This window comes from Amycolatopsis sp. WAC 01416 (assembly GCF_003947485.1).
In the GTDB taxonomy this organism is placed as follows: domain Bacteria; phylum Actinomycetota; class Actinomycetes; order Mycobacteriales; family Pseudonocardiaceae; genus Amycolatopsis.
In genome coordinates this window covers 127477-147708 of record NZ_QHHX01000015.1, presented here as the reverse complement: position 1 = coordinate 147708, position 20232 = coordinate 127477, and the positions used below count along the sequence as shown (strand labels likewise).

The window sequence follows — 20232 nt, the reverse complement described above, 5'->3', positions numbered from 1 at the left end:
ACTCACAGGTATTGACTGAGGTCATGGCCCTTCGGGTTCTTGACCCACTCGGTGCCGTCGGGTTTGGTGAACTTGCCGCTGATGGTGTCGAACTTGGTCCCCAGCGGGGGCAGATCCGGCAGCGGGACGTCCATCTTGCTGTCCATCAGCCGTTTGGCGATGTCCGGGGTGATCCCGGTGTACTGGGTGTTGATCTCGACGTGGTCGCGGATGCCGCGTTCGAAGTCGTTGTCCGATTTGGGGAACTTCACCTCGTCGCTGGGCTTGACCCGGAAGTCGATGCCGATGTCGGAGGCGTCCCGGTTCCCCAGGGCGTTTTTGAGGTCGACGTAGGTCTGGAGGCTCGATTCGAGCTTCTTGTAGTTCATGTTCGCGGTGTGGGTCAGCGGGATCATGTTGTCCGAGTTGCCCGGCCCACCCATGTCACCGTTCTCGAGGTGGCCGCGGATCCACTTCTCGTCGGCGCTGAGGAACTGGCTCTCGCCCGGCTTAGGGTTCTTCTTCGGGGTGTTCTCCAGGGTCTCCACCAGCTTCTCGCTCAGGTTGTTCTCCCCGTACACCTCACCGTTCTGGTCCGTCTTGTTGCGGATGATCGAGTTCTTGTTCAGCGCGTCCACGTCGGTGACCTGCTTGGGGTCAGGCGTGTTGACAAAGTCCTTCCCGCGAGTGGAGTTCTTGTCGTAGGTGGCCCGGACCTCTTCGGTGGTGCCCGCCTGGTTCTTGGTGCGGCCGCCGCGATTGGCGTTGTCGTTCTCGGTTCGCGGACGTTTCGCGCTGCCACCGGTGTTGCCCGCGTTGTGCCCGGTCCCGCTGGTGTCCGGACCGTCGACGTGCTTGCGTTTCTTGTCGCACCACACCAGGCCGAGCGGATCCGAACCCGAGGTCGGGTCATGCGGGTAACCGGCCGGATCGGGCCCGGCGGGGAGGCCGAGCGGATCCTGGCTGAGGTAGCGCGCGGTGGCCGGGTCGAAATAGCGGTGCAGGTTGTAGTGCAGTCCGCTTTCCGCGTCCAGGTACTGGCCGGGGAACCGCAGCGGCGTGCCGGGGAACCCGGTCAACGGCAAGCCCCACAGCGTCCAGCGGCCGCTCCAGCTCGGCGTGCCGAACGGGTCGAGCAGATCGGTCGGGGTCCCGATGGAGTCGTTCACGAAAGCGCGGAACCGGGCCGGCGCGTTGCCGTGTTCGGTCTGGGTGACGGGTTCCTCGGTGTCCGGCCGCCGCTCCCAGGTAGTGACCGTGGCACCCGCCGGGCCGGTGTGCGCCTGCTCGATCAGCGAGTTGCCGTCCCAGACGAAACGCGTCTGCTCGACGACCCGGCCGTCCGTGGCGAGCAGTTCCTTCGCCGTGCGACGGCCGAGCGGGTCGTAGCGGTACCGCCAGCGGCGGCCGTCCGGCGTGGTGAGCCCGGTCAGCCGGTTGCGCGCGTCCCACTCGTACCGCCAGATCCGGTCACCTTCGTGCCGGGCGGTACGCCGTCCGCTCCCGTCGTGCTCGTAGCGGATCACTCCGGCGCTGGTGATCGTGTTGAGGTCGTACGTGCGCGGCCCGGTTTCGGGATAAGCCATGGTCGTGGTGGCCCACTGCACGACCTTGCCCGCCTGGTCGTAGGCGATGTCCTCGCGCACGTTGTCGACCAGGTGGGTGGTGATCCGCCCGGCCGCGTCGCGTCCGAAGGATTCGCCTCCCGCGGCGTCACGGATCGCGGTGAGGTCGCCGTCGGCCGACCTGGCGAACTCGCGGTGCCGCAGTACGGCGCCTGTCGCGTCGGTGAGGGTCTGGCCGATGATCCGGTCGTCGGCGTCGAACTGCTGCCGCAACCGGGCGCCCTGGTCGACGCGCCGCTCGATCGGACGACCCTCGGCGTCGTAGGCGTAGTCGACGACGTGCTCGGCGGTCGACAGCGCGCTCGGCCGCTCCTCCTTGTCGAAGGACCACACACTCGTTGCGCCGGAAGGGGTTCGACGACTGATCGTCCCCTCCGCGGAGTCGTACGCGAAGACCACTTCCAGCCCGTCGGTGACCGTGCGCACCGTCCGGCCGTTGTCGTCCCGTTCGAACTCCACTACGGACTCGCCGTCGTCCGCACGGACCAGTTCGCCGACCACGTCGTAGGCGTAGGTGGTCTCCGTGTCGTCGGTGCGGATCCGGACCAGGTTGCCGATCAGGTCGTAGCCGTATTCCGTGACTCGCCCGGCGGGGTCGACGGACCGGATCAGCTGGCCTGCCGCGTCGTAGGCGTAGGTATGCGCTCGGCCGTCGAAGTCGGTCTGCCGGATGAGACGGCCCGCGGGATCGTATTCATAGGCCCAGGTCAGCCCGTTCGGGTTGGTCACCACGACCGGCCGCAACTCGGTGTCGTAGGTGTACTGGGTGCGCCCACCCGCCGGATCGATCTCCGCGGTCAGCATGTCGAATGGGCCGTACTCGCGGCGGGTCGTGCGCCCCGCCGGGTCGACGTGTTCGATCTCGTTGCCTTCGCTGTCGTAGCGCCAGCTCTGCCGCTCGCTCAGCGAACCGACCCGCCAGGCCCGCAGCCCTTCCACGGTCCAGCCGATCCGGGCCCGTCCCCTGCCGTGCGGGACCGAACGCGGCCTGCCGAACAGGTCGTGGTCCTCGGTCCCGGAGTCGTCGGATGCCGGGCCGGTCTCGAGGTTGATCGAGCCGGAAACCCCGACCGGATCCTGCCGCGGATCCGGCCCCAGACCGTCCGGGTAGGCCCGGTAACGGGTGTGGTCACCTTCGTCGGCCACCAGTCCGTCGACCGCGCCGTCGTCGGACCGGTTCACCAGCACCACACTGCTGTCGGGCCGGGTGACCTTCGAGATCTCGCCCTCGGCATTGTAGCTGAACCGCGTGGTCCGGCCGAGCGGATCCGTCTTCGACCGCATCCTGTCCCGCTCGTCCCAGGTGAAGACGGTGGTCGCGCCGAGCGGATCCGTCTCGCGCACCACGTGATGCGCGGCGTCGAGCTCGAAGACCGTGACGTGGCCGAGGGAATCCGTGTAGCGCGTCCGTTTCGGCTCGTATTCGAAGGTGCAGTCGAGGAATCCGCGATCCCCGACCGTGCGCACACAGCGTCCGGCCGCGTCGTAGACGTAGCGGTACCAGATCCCGTTGCGGTCCTGCCATTCCGCCAGCCTGCCGTCGGGGTCGTAGTCGAACCGCAGTGCCCGGCCGGAGGAGTTGGTCACCTCGGTGAGGTTGCCCGCGTCGTCGTAGCCATAGCGCATGACGAAGACGTTCTGGCCGTGCACCGGATCGGTCATCCGCAGGGCCTGGATCCGGCCGCGGGCGCGGTCGATCTCCAGTACCCGCCCGTCGGAATGCCGCCAGCGCGCGCCGGCGCCGTCAGCGTCGTGGTCCACCTCGATCCGCGGCCCGTCTTCGCCGAGCTCGAACGCGGTCACCGGCAGCACTCGTGACGGCGCACCCGGGACCGGAGCGAAGTACAGGGTGATCCCGGAATCCCAGGTCTCCAGCCGATAGGTGCCGGCCTCGTCCACGAGCAGCGCTCGGGAAGGCCCGGCCGTCGATTCCGTCGGCCGCCCCGGCTCCGGCAACGGGAACGTCGGCGCCGTGCCGTCGTCGGAAAAGAACCGGGCGTGTTCGGCGGTGAGCTCCAGCCGTAGATCAGCGGTCGATGCCCAGGAGCGGCCGAAGCCGGTGCCCGACCGGTAGCTCGACATGTGGGTGCGGCGGATCCGGATCGGCAGCGGTCCGGCCAGCGACAGATCGTCCTGCACCATCACGACCTCGCCGGTGGCGATGTCGATCGGGTCGCCACAGAGGTTCATCTCGTCGGGTGCGGACTGCTTGGGCGGCGGGTCGGTGCGGGCCGGGGGCGGGTTTCCGTTGCTTCCGCCGCCACGGCTGCCGCCCGCCCCCGATGGGGTGACATTGTCCCCCGCCGGACCGGTGTTGCCGTTCCTGTCCCCGCCGCCCGAACCACCTCTGTCCCCGCCGGAGCCGCCCTTGTCGCCGGATGGGCCGGTGTGGTCGCCAGAGGGGCTGGTGCCTTCCTCGTCGGGTTTGGGTTTGGGCTTCGGCTCGGGGGATTTGACGTTGATGTCCTTGGGCTTGCCGGACGGCGTGACCGTCCCGCCCTTGAGGTTCTTCAACGCCTTCCCGGCGTCGTCGAACAGATCGCCCGCCTTCTTCAACAACGGGACCAGGCCCTTGAGCGCCTTCACCAGCTTCGTGGTGAGGCCGGCGATCTTCGACGCGGTCTTCGCCACCGCCGCCACCACCTGCGGTACCACCCACGCCAACCCGATGCCGAGCGTGAACACCACCTGCAGCGCCCAGGAGATCAGGTGCCCGATGAGTTCGGCGATGATGTCCCGGACCAGCGTCCGGACCGCGGCGACGACCTCCCCTGCCGTCTTCACCCCGCTGCCCGCGCCCTCGCTCCCCTTCTGCGCGCTCTCGATCAGCGTGGAGGTGTTCTTGGCCTGTTCGCGGTACGCGTCGGCCGCCTCCCCCGTCCAGCTACCGAGATCCTTCTCGACCAGATCCACCAGCTCGATCGAAACGGTCCCGAGTTCCTTGGCGATGTTCGTCCAGGTCTCCGCCTGCGCCGCGATCTCGTCCGCGTTGCCGGTGAGCGCGTTGAGCGCCTCCTTCAACGGGCCCACGTGCTCGATCAACCAGCCCACACCGGCGGCGAGAACCGCGCCGAACGGGTCCATCACGGCCGTCAGCGCGTCCAGCGCGGTGCCCACCGCGCCCATGGCGACCGAAGCCCAGTCGCCGCTCTCGATCGCCGACTTCAGGTCGAGCGCGCCTTCCAGCAACGGCACGCCCGACACCGCAGTCGTCGAGTCCTTGACCGGCGCGACCAACGGATTGCTCATGACTTGATTCAAGCATGAGCCGAAACGACCGCCGTCGACACCGGTTCAGGCGATCGTCACGGTGCCGGGAAGCCGACACCCTGCCGATATCCCAGAGTGTCACTCGAGTACATGTTGTAGACGCCACCGATGTTCGTGCCCGTGACGCTGCCTGTTGTGCACATCGATGCTGCCCGAAAGGGCAAAGCGCGTGCCGAAGATCACTCGACGCGCCCGGAGTCCTTTGTGGACAGAGGGGCGACGGGCGTCTCGTGCTAGCGCCGGGTGAGCACCAAGGGCCCGTCTTCGGTGATGGCCACCGTGTGTTCGGAGTGGGCCGTGCGTGAACCGTCCGCGGAACGGATGGTCCAGCCGTCGTCGTCGAAGATGATCTTGTCCGTCGTGCGGGCGAACCAGGGCTCGAGCGCGACGGTCAGTCCCGCCTGGAGCTTCAGGCCGCGGCCCGCTTTGCCCTTGTTGGGGATGTGGAGTTCCTCGTGCATGGTGCGGCCGATGCCGTGGCCGCCGAACTCGGTGTTCACCGGATAGCCGTAGTCGCGGGCGACCGCCCAGATGGCCGCGGAGATGTCACCCAGCCGGTTGCCGGGACGCGCCACCTCGATCGCCGCCTCCAAGGCCTCCTCGGTGGCGTGGATGATCCGCAGGTCCTCCTCGGCGGGCGTCCCGACGATGATCGTGCGCGCCGAGTCGGCCGCCCAGCCGTCGATCTTCACTGCCAGGTCCGCGGTGAGCACGTCTCCGTCGCGCAGCGAGTAGTCGTGGGGCAGGCCGTGCAGGACGGCGTCGTTGACCGCCAGGCAGATGACGTTGCGAAACGGGCCCTTGCCGAAGGACGGCGCGTAGTCCCAGTAGCACGACTCCGCCCCGCGCCGCTGGATCATGCCGCGCACGTGGTGTTCCAGGTCCATCAGGTTGACGCCGACGTCGGCGATGCTGCCGACCTCGGTGAGCACCTCGGCGACGAAACGCCCGGTCACGTGCATGCGGTCGATCTCGGCGGGCGTCTTCAGTTCGATCATGGGATCCTCGCGTGGCCGGTGGTATTATTATACCGGCACCCTAGCACTTGCCGGTATAATAATACCAACCAGTGGCCCTGTGGCGCGCGATCACCTCGGCGCCCGCCTCGCCGTGGGGGCGTGCGTCATGACAGTCTCCTTGCCACCGCGGTGCTCTCTTCCGCCGTGTCGAGTTCGACCGCCGGATTGGCGTGCCAGCGAGTGCGGGCCAGGGCGGCGGTGCCCTTCATCAGGAACGCGTCCGCCTCGGCGATCGCCCCGTCCGCCATCGTCACTCCATAGTGGACGAACGCGCCGGTGCCGATCGTGCACCCCGCGCCGATGGTGACGTAGTCGGACTTGAACAGGCCGTCTTCGAGCGAATGTCCTTGGACGACGGTGTGCAGGTTGAGCACGCAGTCGTCGCCGATGCTCACCAAGGACCGTTCGGGGATCGCGCATCCGTCGTCGAAGACACGCCGGCCGATCCGGACGCCGAGGCAGCGCAGAAGGAAGGGTTTGAACGGAGTCCCGTCGAACAACGCGAGGTAGCGAGCGGGGCTGAGCTTCCAGAACCGCTCGTGCCGCCAGAAGGCCGGATCGTAGATCGAGCAGAACCGCGGCCGCATCGACCGGAAGCCCTGCACGCCGAGTTCCGCCAGCATGAGGAAGGAGACCGAGAACACCAGTGTCGCCACGATGCCGGCGCCGATGGCGAGTGGGCCGAGCCGCTCGTGCAGGGCACCGGCGGCCGCGCCGATCAGCAGGACCCCGAGCAGGTGGAGCCAATGCACCAGCAGGTAGACGAAGATGGTGACGGTGTTGTGCCGGTTTTTCGCTCGCAGGCCACGGCGCAGGGCGTCCCCGGTACTGAGATGGTCGAAACCGGTGTCACGGCGGACGGTCCGGGGGATCTCGAACGCGGGTGACCCGAGCAGGCCGACGTTCTCCCTGATCGGCCCGTCCAAGGGCACGAGGACCTTGGTGGCCAGCAGGCAGTTCCGGCCGATCCGCGCGTCCGGTGGATAAGCGATCTCGTTGCCCAGGAACGCCTGTGGTGCCACGGAAGTCCTGCGCAGCCGGAACGACGAGGCCGAGAAGTCCGCGTTGAGCAGCGAAAGGCCGTCCGAGACCATCGTCCCGGTACCGACCGTGCTGAGGAACGGCGTTTCGTGCTTGACCTCGACCCCGAAGTTGGATCCGGTCTGCTGGACCTCCGACAGGTCGTACCCCAACGCGCGCAGGTAGTGCACGATGTAGCTGCTGTCGCCGAAGAGGTAGGTGAACGCACGGAGGTTTGTCAGCCGCGCGATCAGCCGCTGGATCGCGAAATGCCTCCCGTAGAGCGGGTAGACCCGGTCCGGCCGGAGGAACAGGCCGAGCAGACGTGGGATCGTGAGGACGACGGCCAGCCCGGCGCACAGTGCCCCGAAGTACACCAGCGCCGAGTCGGCGATCTGGCCGCGGTAGAAGGCCCAGCTCGTGAAGTCCACCGTCTTCGTGAACAGTCGCTCGGCGAGCACGTCCGCGCCGCCCAGCGTCACGGGAAGCGTCACCAGCAGCAGGAGCAGCAGGCTGGACGCGCTGAAGACGAACGGCCTGAGCCTGCCACGTGCGACGATCGGCAACGCCCGGTAGTCCACGGTCGAGAGACGGGCGGGTGACCCGTGCCAGCTCTCGCCGTCGGGGACGGACTGTCCGGCGTTCAAGGACGACGAGTGGCCCAGTTGTGCGTTGTCTCCCAGCGTCGTGCCGATGTCGAGCACGGTCATCTCACCGACGAAGGCGTTGTCGCCGAGGGTGACCCGGCCGGTCTGGATCCTGCCCGCCCTGGCGCGGTAGCACGAGAAGTAGGCGTCCTTCCGGATGACGGCCCCGTCGCCGATGCTGAGCAGATCGGTGCAGACCGGCAGGTTCCGGGACAGGATCACGGCGCCCTTGCCGATGTCCGCGCCGAGCGCCCGCAGATAGCAGGAGTACAACGGCGTGCCGGTGAACAGCATCAGCGGGCTGAACCTGATCAGTGTCTTGACTGTCCAGAAGCGCAGATAGCCGGGGCTCCACAGCGGGATCTCCGCCGGCTGCCATCGTCCGACGAGCGCCCACTTCGCCAGGATCGGCACCACGGAGAGGACGACGAACACGGCGAGACCGAGCCCGACGGCACGCGCGTAGCCGTCGACGAGTCCGGTCGCGGCGGCGAGCCAGGTGAATCCCGTGTCCAGGATCCAGCCGGAACCGGCGGCGTAGGCGAGGAAGGCCAGGAGCTGGAACACTCCACAGAGGACATACGACGCCGTGGAAGCCCGGCGCGGCTCCTCGGCACGAACGACCGTGACCTGGACCGACGTAGAAACCGACTCGGCGAGACCGCGAACAGTGGGGTTGAGGTAGACGTCTTTCGCCGACAACGGCGCGACGTCGCCGCGTTCCCGGACCAGGGCGCAGAACTTGGCCAGCAGCAGAGAGTCGGCGCCGTAGTCGTCGAAGAAATGTCCCGTCGCCGAGATCCGCTCGATCCCGAGTACCCGCCCCAAGGCCTCCGCCAGGTGGAGCTCGGTCTCGGTGGCCGGTGCCACGTAGCCGACGTCGCTCGCGGTTGTTCGCGGGCTGCTGGGTGCCGGGAGATTCTTGCGGTCGGCTTTGCCCGCCGGTGTCAGCGGGATGTGGTCGAGTCGTTCGAGATAGGCGGGCACCATGTAGCCGGGCAGCAGTTCCGCCAGGCGACGGCGTAGCTCCCCTGGATCGATGTCCGCCCTGTCGTGTCGCAGGCTGTAGTAGGCGACGAGTTCGGTCGTGCCGGGGTCGGGATGGTGGGTCTCGACCACCGACTGGGCGATCCCGGGGATCTGGAGCAGTACCGATTCGATCTCGGTCAGCTCGACTCGGTAGCCGCGGATCTTCACCTGGGTATCCGCACGCCCGTGGTATTCGATCTCCCCGTCCGGGGTGATCCGGCCGAGGTCTCCGGTGCGGTAGATGCGGTGGGACGGGTTGTGCCCGATGCCGAGGAAGTCCGGGATGAACGCCCGCTCGGTCAGGTCGGGACGGTTCAGGTACCCCCCGGCGAGGCCGATCCCGGCGATGCCGATCTCCCCCAGTTCGCCCGCGGCCAGTGCCCGCGGCTCGTCCGGATCGAGGATGACGACCGAATACGTGGGCAGCGGCACCCCGATGGTCACCGGCCGGTCCGGCCGCAGCACCGACCACGTCGCGGTGACCGTGGCCTCTGTCGGGCCGTAGACGTTGAGGAACCGCCTTCCCGCTCGGTACCAGCGGCGCACGAGGTCTTCGGGACACGCTTCACCGGACACCAGGAGAAACCGCAGCCGCGGCAGGTCCTCGTCGAGGCTGGCCAGCAGGGTCGGAACGCAGCACAACGCGGTGATCCGGTTCTCCCGCAAGAATTCGAGAAGGTCGTGGCCGACGAGGGCCGCGCCGCCGGGTTTCGGCACGAGCGTCGCGCCGCACAGCAACGGCACCCAGATCTCCTCGACCGAGAAGTCGAACGCGATCGTCATGCCCTGGTACATCCGGTCGGCGCCCCGGATGCCGTAGACGTCGGCCGCGACGCTGACGAAGTTGCAGATCGAGGCATGGTCGATCGTCACGCCTTTCGGCCGCCCTGTCGAACCGGACGTGTAGACGACGTAACAGAGTTCGTCCGCCGGAGCGCCCTTCTCGGCCGCGATGAGCCGCTCACCCGGAAGGGCGGCGATCCGGTCCGCGTCCTCGTCGAGGCAGACCAGCTCGACGCTGCCCGGATCGAACCGGTCACGCAGACCGGAGATCGACACCACCAGCCGGACATCGGCGTCGCGGACGATGTACGCCAGTCGGTCGTCCGGGAAACCCGCGTCCAAGGGCACGTACGCCGCGTTGGCCTTGAGCACGGCCAGCATCGCGACGTAGGGATGAACAGGTTCGTCGAAGAGCAGCCCGATCCGATCGCCGGGCCGCACTCCGCGCGCTCGAAGGTGGCGGGCGAGACGATTGGCCCGCTCGTCCAGTCCGGCGAAGGTGAGCTTCGTGTCCCCGGCATCCACCGCGAGGCGATCTCCGAGGCCTTCTGCGCGCAGCCGGTCGCAAAGCCGCTCGTACAACTGCTCGAGCCGATCACCGGCCTGCCATCGAACCCGCTGTTCGTGGCCGTCGCAGGTCAGGACCAGGCCATCGGTGGTGAACAGGCCCGACGGCTGTCCGTACGGGCTCATGTCCTGTCCTCCGCCAAGCCGAACGAGTCATGAAGGGCGCGGACCGTCATGTCGATGGCGTCTGCGGGGATCACTGCGGTGAGCCGCGACTGCGACGTCGTCAACGACGGCACCGTGACCCGGTGGTCGGCGAGGACTCGCAGCAACTCGGGCAGGAACCCGGGGTGGTCGAGCAGCGCGGTGCCGACCACGGAGACCGAGCCGAGCTCGTCGAAAACCGAGGAGCGGGCGTCCAGCTCCATCGCGAGTTCGGCGATCGGGAGGCGAGGCTTCGAACCCCGGACGGTGAACCGGAGTTCGCCGGGATCGGGCCAGCTCAAGTTGTCCGGTCTCACCCCGCACCTCGCGAGCATCGTGAGCACGCGGGCGTACCGATCCGGGCCGTCGGCGGAAACCTCGACCCTGACCAGCCGCACCTCGCGTTCGTGTGCGATGCCGATGACCCGGGGAGTGCCTTCCAGGGACGGTTCCTCCTCCGTGACGACGGTGGACGGGCCGGGGTCCGAGGAGTGCATCACCCGCACCGCCAGCCCGTGGCGGCGCGCGAGCTCGACGGATCTGGGATGCAGCACGCGGGCGCCGAGCCCGGCGAGCTCGGCCATGGTGTCGTAGGAGATCGTCCGGACGGGACGCGTGTCCGGGACGATCCTGGGGTCGGCCGTGCGAACGCCGTGGACGTCGGTGCGGATCTCGCATTCGGCACCGCCGAGCGCGGCCGCGAGCGCGACCGCGGTGGTGTCGGAACCGCCCCTGCCCAGGGTCAGCAGCTCGCCGTCGGCGTTCCGTCCCTGGAAACCCGCGACCACGACGACCTGCGATTCACTCAGCCGTGTGAGGATCTTGCCGGGGTCGACCCGCACGATGGTCCCGGCCCCGGGTTCGCCGGTCACCTCGATTCCCGCCTGGTCACCGGACAACGACACGGCCCGCACCCCGCGCTCGGCCAGCGCCATGGCGATCACCGACGCGGAGACCTGTTCGCCTGTCGCCATCAGCTGGTCGAGTTCTCGAGGATGCGGTGGCTCGGCGAACTCTCCGGCCAAGGCGATCAGCCTGTCCGTGGTGTCCCCCATCGCCGATACGACCAGGACCAACCGGTTCCCCGCTTCGGCGATCGCGGCCACTTCGGCGGCCACGTCGCTCACCATTGCCGGCGTGGCCAGCGAGGAGCCACCGTATTTCCGTATGACCGGCCCTTCGCTTCGCGTCTTCCGTAAAGGCAGGTCCAGGCTGAGCTCGAGGTCCGGAGAAGAATTCACCAGTTTCCTTAGTGGATCGCCGCGGCGGCCGGGTTCGAATTCGGACAATCAGCCCGCAACGAATATTCTTCACGCAGGGCGGGATCTACGACATCGGCGTCGAAGTCCCCGCCAGAGAGGACTTCCGTGACTCAGTCTGCGCGGTCGGGCTGTCAGGAATGGAAAGTAGTGCGAGGAACTTTGAACGGGTACCTCCGTAAGTACGAAAGACCGGTCGTCCATTTCTCGCAGGTCATAACCTGACAGCATCGCGCAACGTTATAGCTGCGAACAGCCGAGTTCGATGGAATCGGGCCGAAAGAATGACGTATTCCCATTGCCTTCGAAATTCGAAAGTGCGACCGCGGCAAGGAACGAATCTTCCCCTTCCCTGGAAGTCGCGGGATCCTTTTACGTGTTCGCAGCCGTCGAGGGAATGCCCAACCGTCCATCGTGGACTTCGACGATCCTGTCCACCGCGGCGAGGTGGACTCGGTCGTGGGTGACCAGGACGGTGGCGGTGGCCCGCTGGCGGGTGAGGCGGGTGATCAGCTCGATGACCGCGGCGCCACGGTCGTGGTCGAGGGCGCTCGTCGGTTCGTCGACCAGCAGCACGGTGGGTTCGTTCATCAGCGCACGCGCGATGTTCACCCGTTGCCGTTGCCCACCGGAGAGCTGATGCGGGCGCCGTCCGGCCTGCGGGGCGAGCCCGACGGCGTCGAGCAGGTCCATCGCCACACCCCGTGCCGCCGCCGGGGAGCGGCCGTCGATCCGGGCCATGACCTGAAGTTGTTCGGCCGCCGTGAGGGAGGGCAGCAGATTCGGTTGCTGGAAGACGATCCCGATCTTGCGGCGGCGGAGTTCGGTGAGTTCGGCGCGGGACCGGCCGGTGGTCACCGTGTCGTCGATCGTGACGGTCCCGCTGTCCGGGCTGATGAGTGTGGCGGCGACGGCGAGCAGGCTGGACTTGCCGGAACCGGAGGGCCCGGCGACAGCGGTGAGCGCGCCGGAGGGGACGTCCAGCGTGACGTTGTCGAGTGCGGTGAGGCGGGAGTCGCCGTCGGGATAGGTGAGGGTGATGCCGGTCAAGTTCAAACTCATCGGGCACTCCCGAGTGCGGTCAGCGGGTCGACGGAGGTGATACGGCGGACGGAAAGCGCGGCCCCCAGCGCGCCGAGCAGGATCATCACGGCGGCCGGGACGAGAACGGTGGCGGGTGTCAGCAGGAAGGGCACGGCGGAGCCGCCGACGACCGCCCCCAAGCCGACGGCCAGTCCGGTTCCGACGGCGGTGCCGCCGACGAGTAGTACGACAGCCTGGCCGAGCGCGTCCTTCAGCAGGAAGGCCGTACTCGCTCCGAGCGCCTTGAGAACGGCGATATCGCCGCTGCGCTGGATGGTCCAGACGGTGAAGAAGGCGCCGATCACGAGGGCGGAGATGGCGAACAGGAAGCCGCGCATCAGTTGAAGTGAACCGTTTTCGGAGGTGTAGGAGCCGATCGCGGACAACGAGTCGCTCTTCGAAACCGTCTGGGTGCCGGCGGCGCGGTCGGTGGCCGCGAGATCGGCATCGGCGGTGGTGTTCAGCGCGAGCACGGTCGCACTCGGCTCGCCGCCCGAGGGCGGCGCCGTCTTCGCCCAGACGTCGAGGGCCGCCCACACCACCGGGGTGTGACTGAACCAGGCGTCCCCGGTCACGGCGCCGACCGTCAGCGGACGTCCGGCCACGGTGATGGTGTCCCCGCTTCGCACGCCCAAGTCTTCGGCGGCGGACGTCGACAGCACCACCGAATCACCGGTGATCCTCCCGCCGTCCGGGGCGAGTGCCGAACCGGTCCGCACGCCGAACACGGAGATCCCGGCGCTGCGGTTCCCCGCGGTGGCCTTGGTGGTGGCGATGCCCAGGGGTTCGGCGCCGGTGACGCCCGGGGTCTCGGCCCAGCGCTGTCGTTGTGTCTCGGTGACAGCGGAGTTGGCGTAGGAAAGGCTCTGCCCGTCACCGGGAGCGGCGAAGACGATCTTGTCCGCGGGCAAGCCGGTGATCGCGGAGATGTTCTGCTCGCCCAACCCCGCGGTGAGCCCGGATAACAGGCCGACCAGCAGGGTGATCAGCACGACGACGGCACCCATCAGGGCGAACCGCCCCTTGGCGAATCTCAGGTCTCTCCAGGCGACGAACACGGTTCTGGTCTGTCCTCTCCGGCAGGTGGGCTGGGTACCTCTCCACGATCGCCGCCGGGACCGGCGAGGACATCTGGCCGGAGATGGCACTTCGTCCGTCGGAAGACGGCACGCCGCCTCTACCTTTGGATAGAGGCGCTCGCCGAACTTGCTCCGTAATCTGGACGCATTGTGATCACCACGCCTGCTTTGACCCCGACCAGCCGGGTGCTGACCTGGTGTCTGCACCTGCTGTTCGTCGCGCTGCTCGCGTTGGCGGCCACGCGGGCGGTGGCCGGCGGCTCTGCCCACGCGGTGGCCGTCGTCGCGACGGCGCTGGTGTGCGGTGCGGTGTACGCGGCCGGGCCGCTCCTGCCCCGCGTCAGGTCGTCACGGCAGGCTGCCCTGTGGTGGCTGATCGCCGTGGGCATCGTGTGGCTGGTCCTGTTGGCGCTGACCGCCGACGGTGTCTGGCTCGCCTTCCCGCTGTATTTCCTGCAGTTGCATCTGCTTCCGCGCCGTCAAGGTCTGTTCGCGGTGATCGCGACCGCGTTGGCCGCCATCGCCGCGTTCGCCGCCCACCAGGGTTCCTTCGTCCCGGCGGCGGCGATCGGGCCGGCACTCGGCGCCGCTGTCGCGGTCGCCGTCGTATGGGGATACCAGGCGCTGTACCGCGAAAGTGAACAACGCCGCGACCTGATCGAGGAGCTCACCGCCACCCGTGCCGACCTCGCCGAGGCACAGCACGCGGCAGGAGTGCTCGCCGAGCGGGAGCGGCTTGCCCACGAAATCCACGACACCCTCGCCCAAGGGCTGTCGAGCATTCAACTCCTGTTGCGGGCCGCCGAGAGAACTCTCCCCGACACCGCCGGGAACGCCGCCCGGTATGTCGAGCAGGCACGTCAAGCGGCCGCGGACAACCTCGCCGAAGCCCGCCGCTTCGTCGTCGCCCTGTCCCCTCCCGCGCTCGACGACACCACACTGGCCGACGCGCTGGAACGGCTCTGCGCCACCACGAGCGCCCGGCACCGGCTCATCGCACGCTTCCGCCTCGCCGGGGCTCCCGTTCCGCTGCCGACCGCGCACGAGGTCACGTTGCTGCGCATCGGCCAGGCGGCCCTCGCGAACACAGTCCGGCACGCCGACGCGTCCACCGCCGAGATCACCTTGAGCTACCTCGGGGAACACGCCACCCTCGAGGTCGTCGACGACGGCATCGGCTTCCACCCGGAGCACAGCGGCTTCGGGCTCAGCGCGATGCGCACGCGGACCGAAGCACTGGACGGAACGCTCACCGTCGAGTCCTCCCCCGGCCACGGCACGACCCTGTCCGTGCGGCTGCCCGTCGATTCGGAGGAACGCCCGTGACCTCACCCCCGATCCGGCTGCTCCTGGCCGACGACCACCCCATCGTCCGGGCGGGACTGCGCGCCTTGCTGGAAACCGAACCCGGTCTCGTCGTCACGGCCGAAGCCGCGACCGCGGAGGAAGCGGTGGCTCGCGCCGCCGAGGGCGACATCGACGTCGTGCTGATGGATCTGCGGTTCGGCCCCGGCATGACCGGGGCCGAAGCCACCGCGGTGATCACCGCGCGGCCGGACGCACCTCGCGTCCTGATCGTCACCACCTTCGACACCGACGCCGACACGCTGCCCGCCATCGAAGCGGGTGCCACCGGCTATCTCCTCAAAGACGCCCCTCCCGAAAACCTGGCGGCCGCCGTGCGCACCGCCGCCGCCGGACGCACCACACTCGCCCCGACCGTGGCCGACCGGCTCATGAACCGGATGCGGATGCCCTCGGCCGCGCTGACGCTGCGCGAGATCGAAGTACTGGTCCTGGTCGCCGACGGTCTGTCCAACCGGGCCATCGCCGAGCGGCTCCACCTGACCGAAGGAACCGTGAAGTCCCACCTGGCCCGCAGCTACACCAAACTCGGCGTGGACTCGCGCACCGCCGCCGTCGCCACCGCGACCGATCTCGGCCTCATCCGCCGGTGAACGTCTCGCGAGTCCCGTGGATTCCGGCTGCGGTTTGATCTCGGGCCCGGTCCGTGAAGGCCTCCTTGAGGGACTCTGGGTCCCTCAAGGAGGCCTTCACGGACTCGATGATCGCCACATATGCCCCACCTGCACCAGCAAGTCACAGCGGCTGCGCGTGAAGGCCCCCTTCCCTCGGCTCAGCCGAGGAAACTCGACCTTCACACCTTGCCGAGTACATGAAGGCCCCCTTCCTTGCGCCAGGCGCAAGGAAGGAGTCCTTCATGTACCTCAGGCCGGGCAAGAGGGCACCGGTACCGACCGGTCAGGGCTCGTGAGTGGTAAGGACGGTCAGAGCCAAGGTTGTCTTAGGTACTACGGCAGGTGAGCCGGTCTCGCGAGTCTGTGAAGGACTCCAGTCAGGCGCTCACGTAAGTGGTCGCGGTCGTCGGGATGTCGTGAAGGGCACCTTTGAGACGATGAAGGTCTCAAAGGTGCCCTTCACGACATAAGAGCTCGGCGCCGGGACCATCGGAAGCGCTGAAGGAGCCGTCCGCACATCCTCGCGTCTCGTGAGCGGTAAGAACGGTTAGAACCTTCCTTACCACTCACGAGTGGGTCAGTGCCCGAGGACGCCGCTCACCTCGTTCGGCGTTCCCGGAATCGTGCCGGTCGCGGTCTTCGTGCCCGAGGCGAGGTCGACCGAGTGGATCTCCTTCTTGCCAGGATCGGTGACGTAGGCGGTTCCGCCCCGGACGAAGATCGCCGGACGCGGCTGCTGCCACTCGATCGGTTCCTGCCAGGTTCCGAGGACGGCGATCTTCCGCGTCACGGCACCGCTCACCGGGTCGATGACGTGGATTTGACCGTCGGTGCCCAGCACCAGCGCCTCGCCCTGCGGGCCGCGGGCCAGCGACCGGAAGGTGTAGCTGGTCCCGATGTCGACGTGCTTGAGCGTCGCCTTCTCAGTGTCGATCAGGGAAATCCGGGTCGGGCGTTCGAGCTCGGCCGCTTCGTCGACCTTGTAGTCGCCCAAGGTGATCGGGGAGACGTCCGAACCCGCCTGGTTCCCGATGCGGCCGTAGGGATCCGGGCTGGTCACCTTGGTGATGGCACCGTTGCGGTAGATCAGCACACCGGTCTGGCATCCGACCACGACCGCTTCGCCACGCGCGGCGGCTTCACCGTGCACGCCGGGGCACTGCTCGTTGCGGGCGATCTCCTTCTTGTCCTTGTCCAGCACCACGATTCCGGATCGCTTGTCCTTGTTCCCGACGGTGGTGACCAGCTCGCCGTTCGCGAGTTCGACGGCCACGCCGTGATGCGCTTCCGGCGTCTTGTGCTTCGGCGCGGGCAAGGCCGCGGTGCCGATCGTCTTCGGGTCGAAGACCGTCACCTCGCCGGTCCCGTCGGCGAACAGCACCGTCTTGCCCGCGTGCCGGACGACGTGTCCCGGCTTGGCCGCCTTCACCTCGTTGTCCGTCAGCACGGCACCGACGGCGTCCAGGACCCGGAACCCGGTGGACGTCGAGACAAGCAGGTGCCGGTCGTTCCCGGCGGGGTTGAGCCGGTTGAAGCCCTCCAGCGGAAGGTTCTTGGCCTCCTTCAAGGTCTTCCCGTCGAGGAGGACGATGCCACCGTCATAGGTGACAGCCACGGGATCGGCGACGACCGGTGCCGGAGCCGCGCCCTTCCCGGCCTCCGCCGCCGGCTGTTCGGTCGCACAGGCGGCGAGCGCGAGCGTGCTCGCCGTCGTCGCCATCAGCGCGAGGTATCGGGTCTTCCGTGCCATTTCACTGTGCCTTTCGTCTGTTCCGATCAGGAACGGGTCAAACCGGTGGTGATCGATTCGGTGTTGGCGCGCATCATTTCCAGATAGGTGGCCGCGCCCTGGCCTGGTTCACTGAGCGACTCCGAGAACAACGGGGCCACCTGGACATGCAGCCCGGCTTGCTCGGCGAGCACCCGCGCGAGCCGGTCCGGTTGCGAGGAATCGGCGAAGATCACCGGAACCCCCGCCGCACGGACGGTGTCGGCGAGTGCTTTCAGATCCGAGGAACTGGGGGAAGCGAGTGTGGTCCCGCCGGGGATCACCGCGCCGACGACGTCGAAGCCGAACCGCTGGGCCAGGTACCCGAACACGTGGTGATTCGTGACCAGCTTCCGGCGTTCGCGCGGAATCCCGCTGAACTTCTCGGCCATCATGGCGTCGAGCGCCTCGATCTCGCCGCGATAGCGTTCGGCGTTGGCGCGGATCACCGCTTCGTCGACGCCGTCGACATGCGCGACGACCTCGTCGGCGATCGTCTTCACCGTGTCGCGCACCCGTGCCGGATCCGTCCAGAAATGGGGGTCCGGCTTGTTGTCGGCGTAGCTGATCGGGTTCGCCCGCTCCCCGGCGGGCAGCGACGGCACACCGTTTTCCTCGGCTGTGCGGACGGTGCGCAGCATGCCCTCTTCGAGTCCCAGTCCGTTGTAGACGATCAGTCCGGCGCGCTCGACCTGGGCCGCCTGCTGTGCGGAGATGCCGAAGGAATGCGGATCGGCGTTCGGCTTCATCAACACGGTCACTTCGGCCTGATCGCCGACGATGGCGCGGGTGATGTCGCCGAGGATGTTCGTCGTGACGACGACCGACTTGCCGCCTCCGCCGCCGGCGGAGCATCCGGCCGCCGCCAGCAGCGCCACCGCGAACAGGGCGAGCGCCCGCCGCCTCATCGGCCGGTCTCCACGATGTGACCCGCCTTGCCGCCGACCTTCAGGGTCCGGGCGCGACGGAGGTTGTCGTTGTAGTCGATCTCGTACACCTCCGCCGAAAGCGGGTTGTTGAGATAGGCACGGGTCGTATCGACCTGGATCGTGGGAGCTTCGGCGGCGGCCGCTTCGGGCGTCAGGAGCGGGATCGCCGCCTGTTCCTTCCCTGTCCCGTCGAAGGAGCGCAGCTTTCCGTCACGGGACAACACCAGCAGCGGGCCGCCCTCCCCGACGGCGTTCACCGCGGCGACCGGTCCGGTCTCGACGTACTGCCAGCTGCGGCGCGCGACGTCCAGCGACCACACGGCGGACTCCCCCGCCCGCGCCGCGAGCGTGGAGCCACCTGGCCGGTGGAAGAACGCGGTGGCGCGTTCCTGCGCCGTGACACTGCGCGGGTACGGGATCTTCACCCCGGCGAACGCACCGTCCTTTTCGGTCACGAGCAAAGCGCCGTCCGCGCAACCGAAGACGACACCGCGCCGGGTCACCGCCTGCCCTTGCAGGTCAGGGCACGGTTGATCGATCTCCGCCACGGCCTTGCCCTGACGGTCATGGACGCGCACTCCGCGACCGAGCGGCTTTCCGGCGTCGGCCACCGTGGCGACGATGTGCTCGCCATAAGGGATCGCGATCCCGGCGTGCGGTTCGCGCGTGATCTTCCCCAGTTCGGTCACGGACCCCTTGTCGAGCGCGGCCCGATCGAGCAACGTCGTCGTACCGTCCGAATAGGACAGGGCGGAAACGGCGGGATCGCTGTAGGCCGACAAAAGCTGTTTGCCCGGTGCCACGCCGATGTCCCGGACCTTCGCCCGGTAGTAGTGGACGTGGTCACCGTGGTCGACCATCCAGGAACCGCTGTCGATCAACCGGATGGTGCCGTCGCGAGCGGTCAGGTAGCCGAAGCGGCCATCGCTGGTCACGGCCTGCACGCCGTCGACTCGTCCGACTTCGTGCACCTCCTCGGTGATGAGGTCCACGACGCGGACCGCGCCGGTGTCCGTGTCGGCGACGATCAGCCGTGACTGCGCCTCGGCCGCTTCTTCGGCGCCTTCGACATAGCCGTGCGGGACTTCCGCGGTCACCTCCTTCGGCTGCTCCGCGCCGCACGCCGCCAGGGTCAGCGCCGCGACGACCGCCGTCACTGCTTTCAGTTTCATCGTGAGCACTCGATCTCCGGTGTCAGGGAACGGAATCGCTGTCGTACGAAGGACAGGAACGCGGAAAGGAAGAACAGGAGGACCGCGCCGGCGGCGATGGTCGCGCCCGCCGCGGTGCCCCAATGCCAGGACACGAGCAGGCCGCCGACCGTGGCGGCGACGCCGAGCAACGCCGCGATGAGCATGATCGTGGTGATCCGCCGCGACCAGAAGAGCGCCGCCGCGGCCGGTGCGATGAGCAGGCCGAACACCAGCAGCGTCCCCACCACGCGGAACGACGCGACGATCGTCAACGTCACCAGCCCGAGCAGGACCGCGTTGGCCAGACGTGGCCGAAGCCCCAGCGTGTGCGCTTTGCGGACATCGAAGGTGAGCGCCGTGAACGAGCGGTGTCCCGCCAGTGCCACCACCCCCACGACGAGCAGGGTGATCGCGAGGCCCACCAGGTCGCCGGATCCGACGGCGAGCACGTCACCGAACAGGAATCCGGTGAGATCCACCGCGAACGACCGCGAGTGCGACACGATGATCACGCCGCTCGCGAGCATGCCGACGAAGAGCAGCCCGATGGTGGTGTCCTCGGACAGCCGCCGCGAACGCCCGAGCGCCGTGACGCCGAGCGCCATCACCCCGGCGCTGATCGCGGCGCCGATCAGCAGGTTCACACCGGTCAGCGAGGCGAGCGCCACGCCGGGCAACATGCCGTGCGACATCGCGTCGCCGATGAAGGCCATGCCGCGCAACACCACCCAGGTACCCACGACGGCGCACACCGCCGAAACGAGCACTCCCGCCACCAGCGCACGCTGCACGAACGACACCTCGAAGGGGATCAACAACCACTCCACGCGTCACACTATAGTGGTAATGATTGTCATTA

The 20232-nt window shown here is 68.1% G+C and carries 12 protein-coding genes; 2 read left to right on the top strand and 10 right to left on the bottom strand.

From position 1 onward, the window contains the following. Nucleotides 1-2: 2 nt before the first annotated feature. The 6 genes from DL990_RS38810 to DL990_RS38785 all read right to left on the bottom strand — a co-directional run bounded on the left by DL990_RS38810 (nt 3) and on the right by DL990_RS38785 (nt 13483). Nucleotides 3-4853 (bottom strand): DUF6531 domain-containing protein, encoded by a 4851-nt coding sequence (locus DL990_RS38810; protein WP_125801658.1) that lies wholly within the window; start codon nt 4851-4853, stop codon nt 3-5. A gap of 254 nt (nt 4854-5107) precedes the next feature. Further along, complete coding sequence (map, locus tag DL990_RS38805; RefSeq protein ID WP_125801657.1) at nt 5108-5872, bottom strand: type I methionyl aminopeptidase; 765 nt, start codon at nt 5870-5872, stop codon at nt 5108-5110. Between the two features lie 125 nt (nt 5873-5997). Continuing rightward, nucleotides 5998-10065 (bottom strand): Pls/PosA family non-ribosomal peptide synthetase, encoded by a 4068-nt coding sequence (locus tag DL990_RS38800; RefSeq protein ID WP_125801656.1) that lies wholly within the window; start codon nt 10063-10065, stop codon nt 5998-6000. Beyond that, nucleotides 10062-11324: an aspartate kinase gene (locus DL990_RS38795; RefSeq protein ID WP_255431432.1), complete on the bottom strand. Its 1263-nt coding sequence runs from the start codon at nt 11322-11324 to the stop codon at nt 10062-10064. The genes DL990_RS38800 and DL990_RS38795 overlap by 4 nt, the downstream gene beginning before the upstream one ends. Nucleotides 11325-11714: 390 nt before the next feature. Continuing rightward, nucleotides 11715-12404 carry an ABC transporter ATP-binding protein gene (locus tag DL990_RS38790; RefSeq protein WP_125787622.1) on the bottom strand — a complete coding sequence of 230 codons (690 nt, stop codon included), beginning with the start codon at nt 12402-12404 and terminating at the stop codon, nt 11715-11717. After that, nucleotides 12401-13483 (bottom strand): ABC transporter permease, encoded by a 1083-nt coding sequence (locus DL990_RS38785; protein WP_125787623.1) that lies wholly within the window; start codon nt 13481-13483, stop codon nt 12401-12403. The genes DL990_RS38790 and DL990_RS38785 overlap by 4 nt, the downstream gene beginning before the upstream one ends. Nucleotides 13484-13654: 171 nt before the next feature. Here DL990_RS38785 and DL990_RS38780 point away from each other — a divergent pair, with 171 nt between their 5' ends. Both DL990_RS38780 and DL990_RS38775 read left to right on the top strand, forming a co-directional pair. Continuing rightward, nucleotides 13655-14830: a sensor histidine kinase gene (locus DL990_RS38780; protein ID WP_125801655.1), complete on the top strand. Its 1176-nt coding sequence runs from the start codon at nt 13655-13657 to the stop codon at nt 14828-14830. After that, nucleotides 14827-15462, top strand: coding sequence for a response regulator transcription factor (locus DL990_RS38775; RefSeq protein ID WP_125801654.1), 636 nt, complete (start codon nt 14827-14829; stop codon nt 15460-15462). The genes DL990_RS38780 and DL990_RS38775 overlap by 4 nt, the downstream gene beginning before the upstream one ends. A 598-nt stretch (nt 15463-16060) precedes the next feature. On the opposite strand, the gene aztD is transcribed toward DL990_RS38775, so the two are convergent. Genes aztD through aztB form a run of 4 tightly spaced genes read right to left on the bottom strand, consistent with a single transcriptional unit; the run spans nt 16061 to nt 20200 of the window. Next, a complete protein-coding gene (gene aztD / locus DL990_RS38770; protein ID WP_125787626.1) occupies nt 16061-17233 on the bottom strand; it encodes a zinc metallochaperone AztD in 1173 nt (390 codons plus the stop codon). 26 nt (nt 17234-17259) lie between these two features. Then, nucleotides 17260-18159 (bottom strand): zinc ABC transporter substrate-binding protein AztC, encoded by a 900-nt coding sequence (gene aztC, locus DL990_RS38765; protein ID WP_125801653.1) that lies wholly within the window; start codon nt 18157-18159, stop codon nt 17260-17262. Beyond that, entirely contained in the window at nt 18156-19352 is a 1197-nt protein-coding gene (locus DL990_RS38760; protein WP_125801652.1) for a hypothetical protein, read from the bottom strand. Before DL990_RS38760 ends, aztC begins: the two co-directional genes overlap by 4 nt. Then, complete coding sequence (gene aztB, locus DL990_RS38755; protein ID WP_125801651.1) at nt 19349-20200, bottom strand: zinc ABC transporter permease AztB; 852 nt, start codon at nt 20198-20200, stop codon at nt 19349-19351. Before aztB ends, DL990_RS38760 begins: the two co-directional genes overlap by 4 nt. Nucleotides 20201-20232: the final 32 nt, after the last annotated feature.

Excerpts from the sequence above, each read along its gene's own strand:
- DL990_RS38810 (WP_125801658.1), bottom strand. The coding sequence starts at position 4,853 with ATGAGCAATCCGTTGGTCGCGCCGGTCAAGGACTCGACGACTGCGGTG.
- map (WP_125801657.1), bottom strand. The coding sequence starts at position 5,872 with ATGATCGAACTGAAGACGCCCGCCGAGATCGACCGCATGCACGTGACC.
- DL990_RS38800 (WP_125801656.1), bottom strand. The coding sequence starts at position 10,065 with ATGAGCCCGTACGGACAGCCGTCGGGCCTGTTCACCACCGATGGCCTG.
- DL990_RS38790 (WP_125787622.1), bottom strand. The coding sequence starts at position 12,404 with ATGAGTTTGAACTTGACCGGCATCACCCTCACCTATCCCGACGGCGAC.
- aztD (WP_125787626.1), bottom strand. The coding sequence starts at position 17,233 with ATGGCACGGAAGACCCGATACCTCGCGCTGATGGCGACGACGGCGAGC.
- aztC (WP_125801653.1), bottom strand. The coding sequence starts at position 18,159 with ATGAGGCGGCGGGCGCTCGCCCTGTTCGCGGTGGCGCTGCTGGCGGCG.
- DL990_RS38760 (WP_125801652.1), bottom strand. The coding sequence starts at position 19,352 with ATGAAACTGAAAGCAGTGACGGCGGTCGTCGCGGCGCTGACCCTGGCG.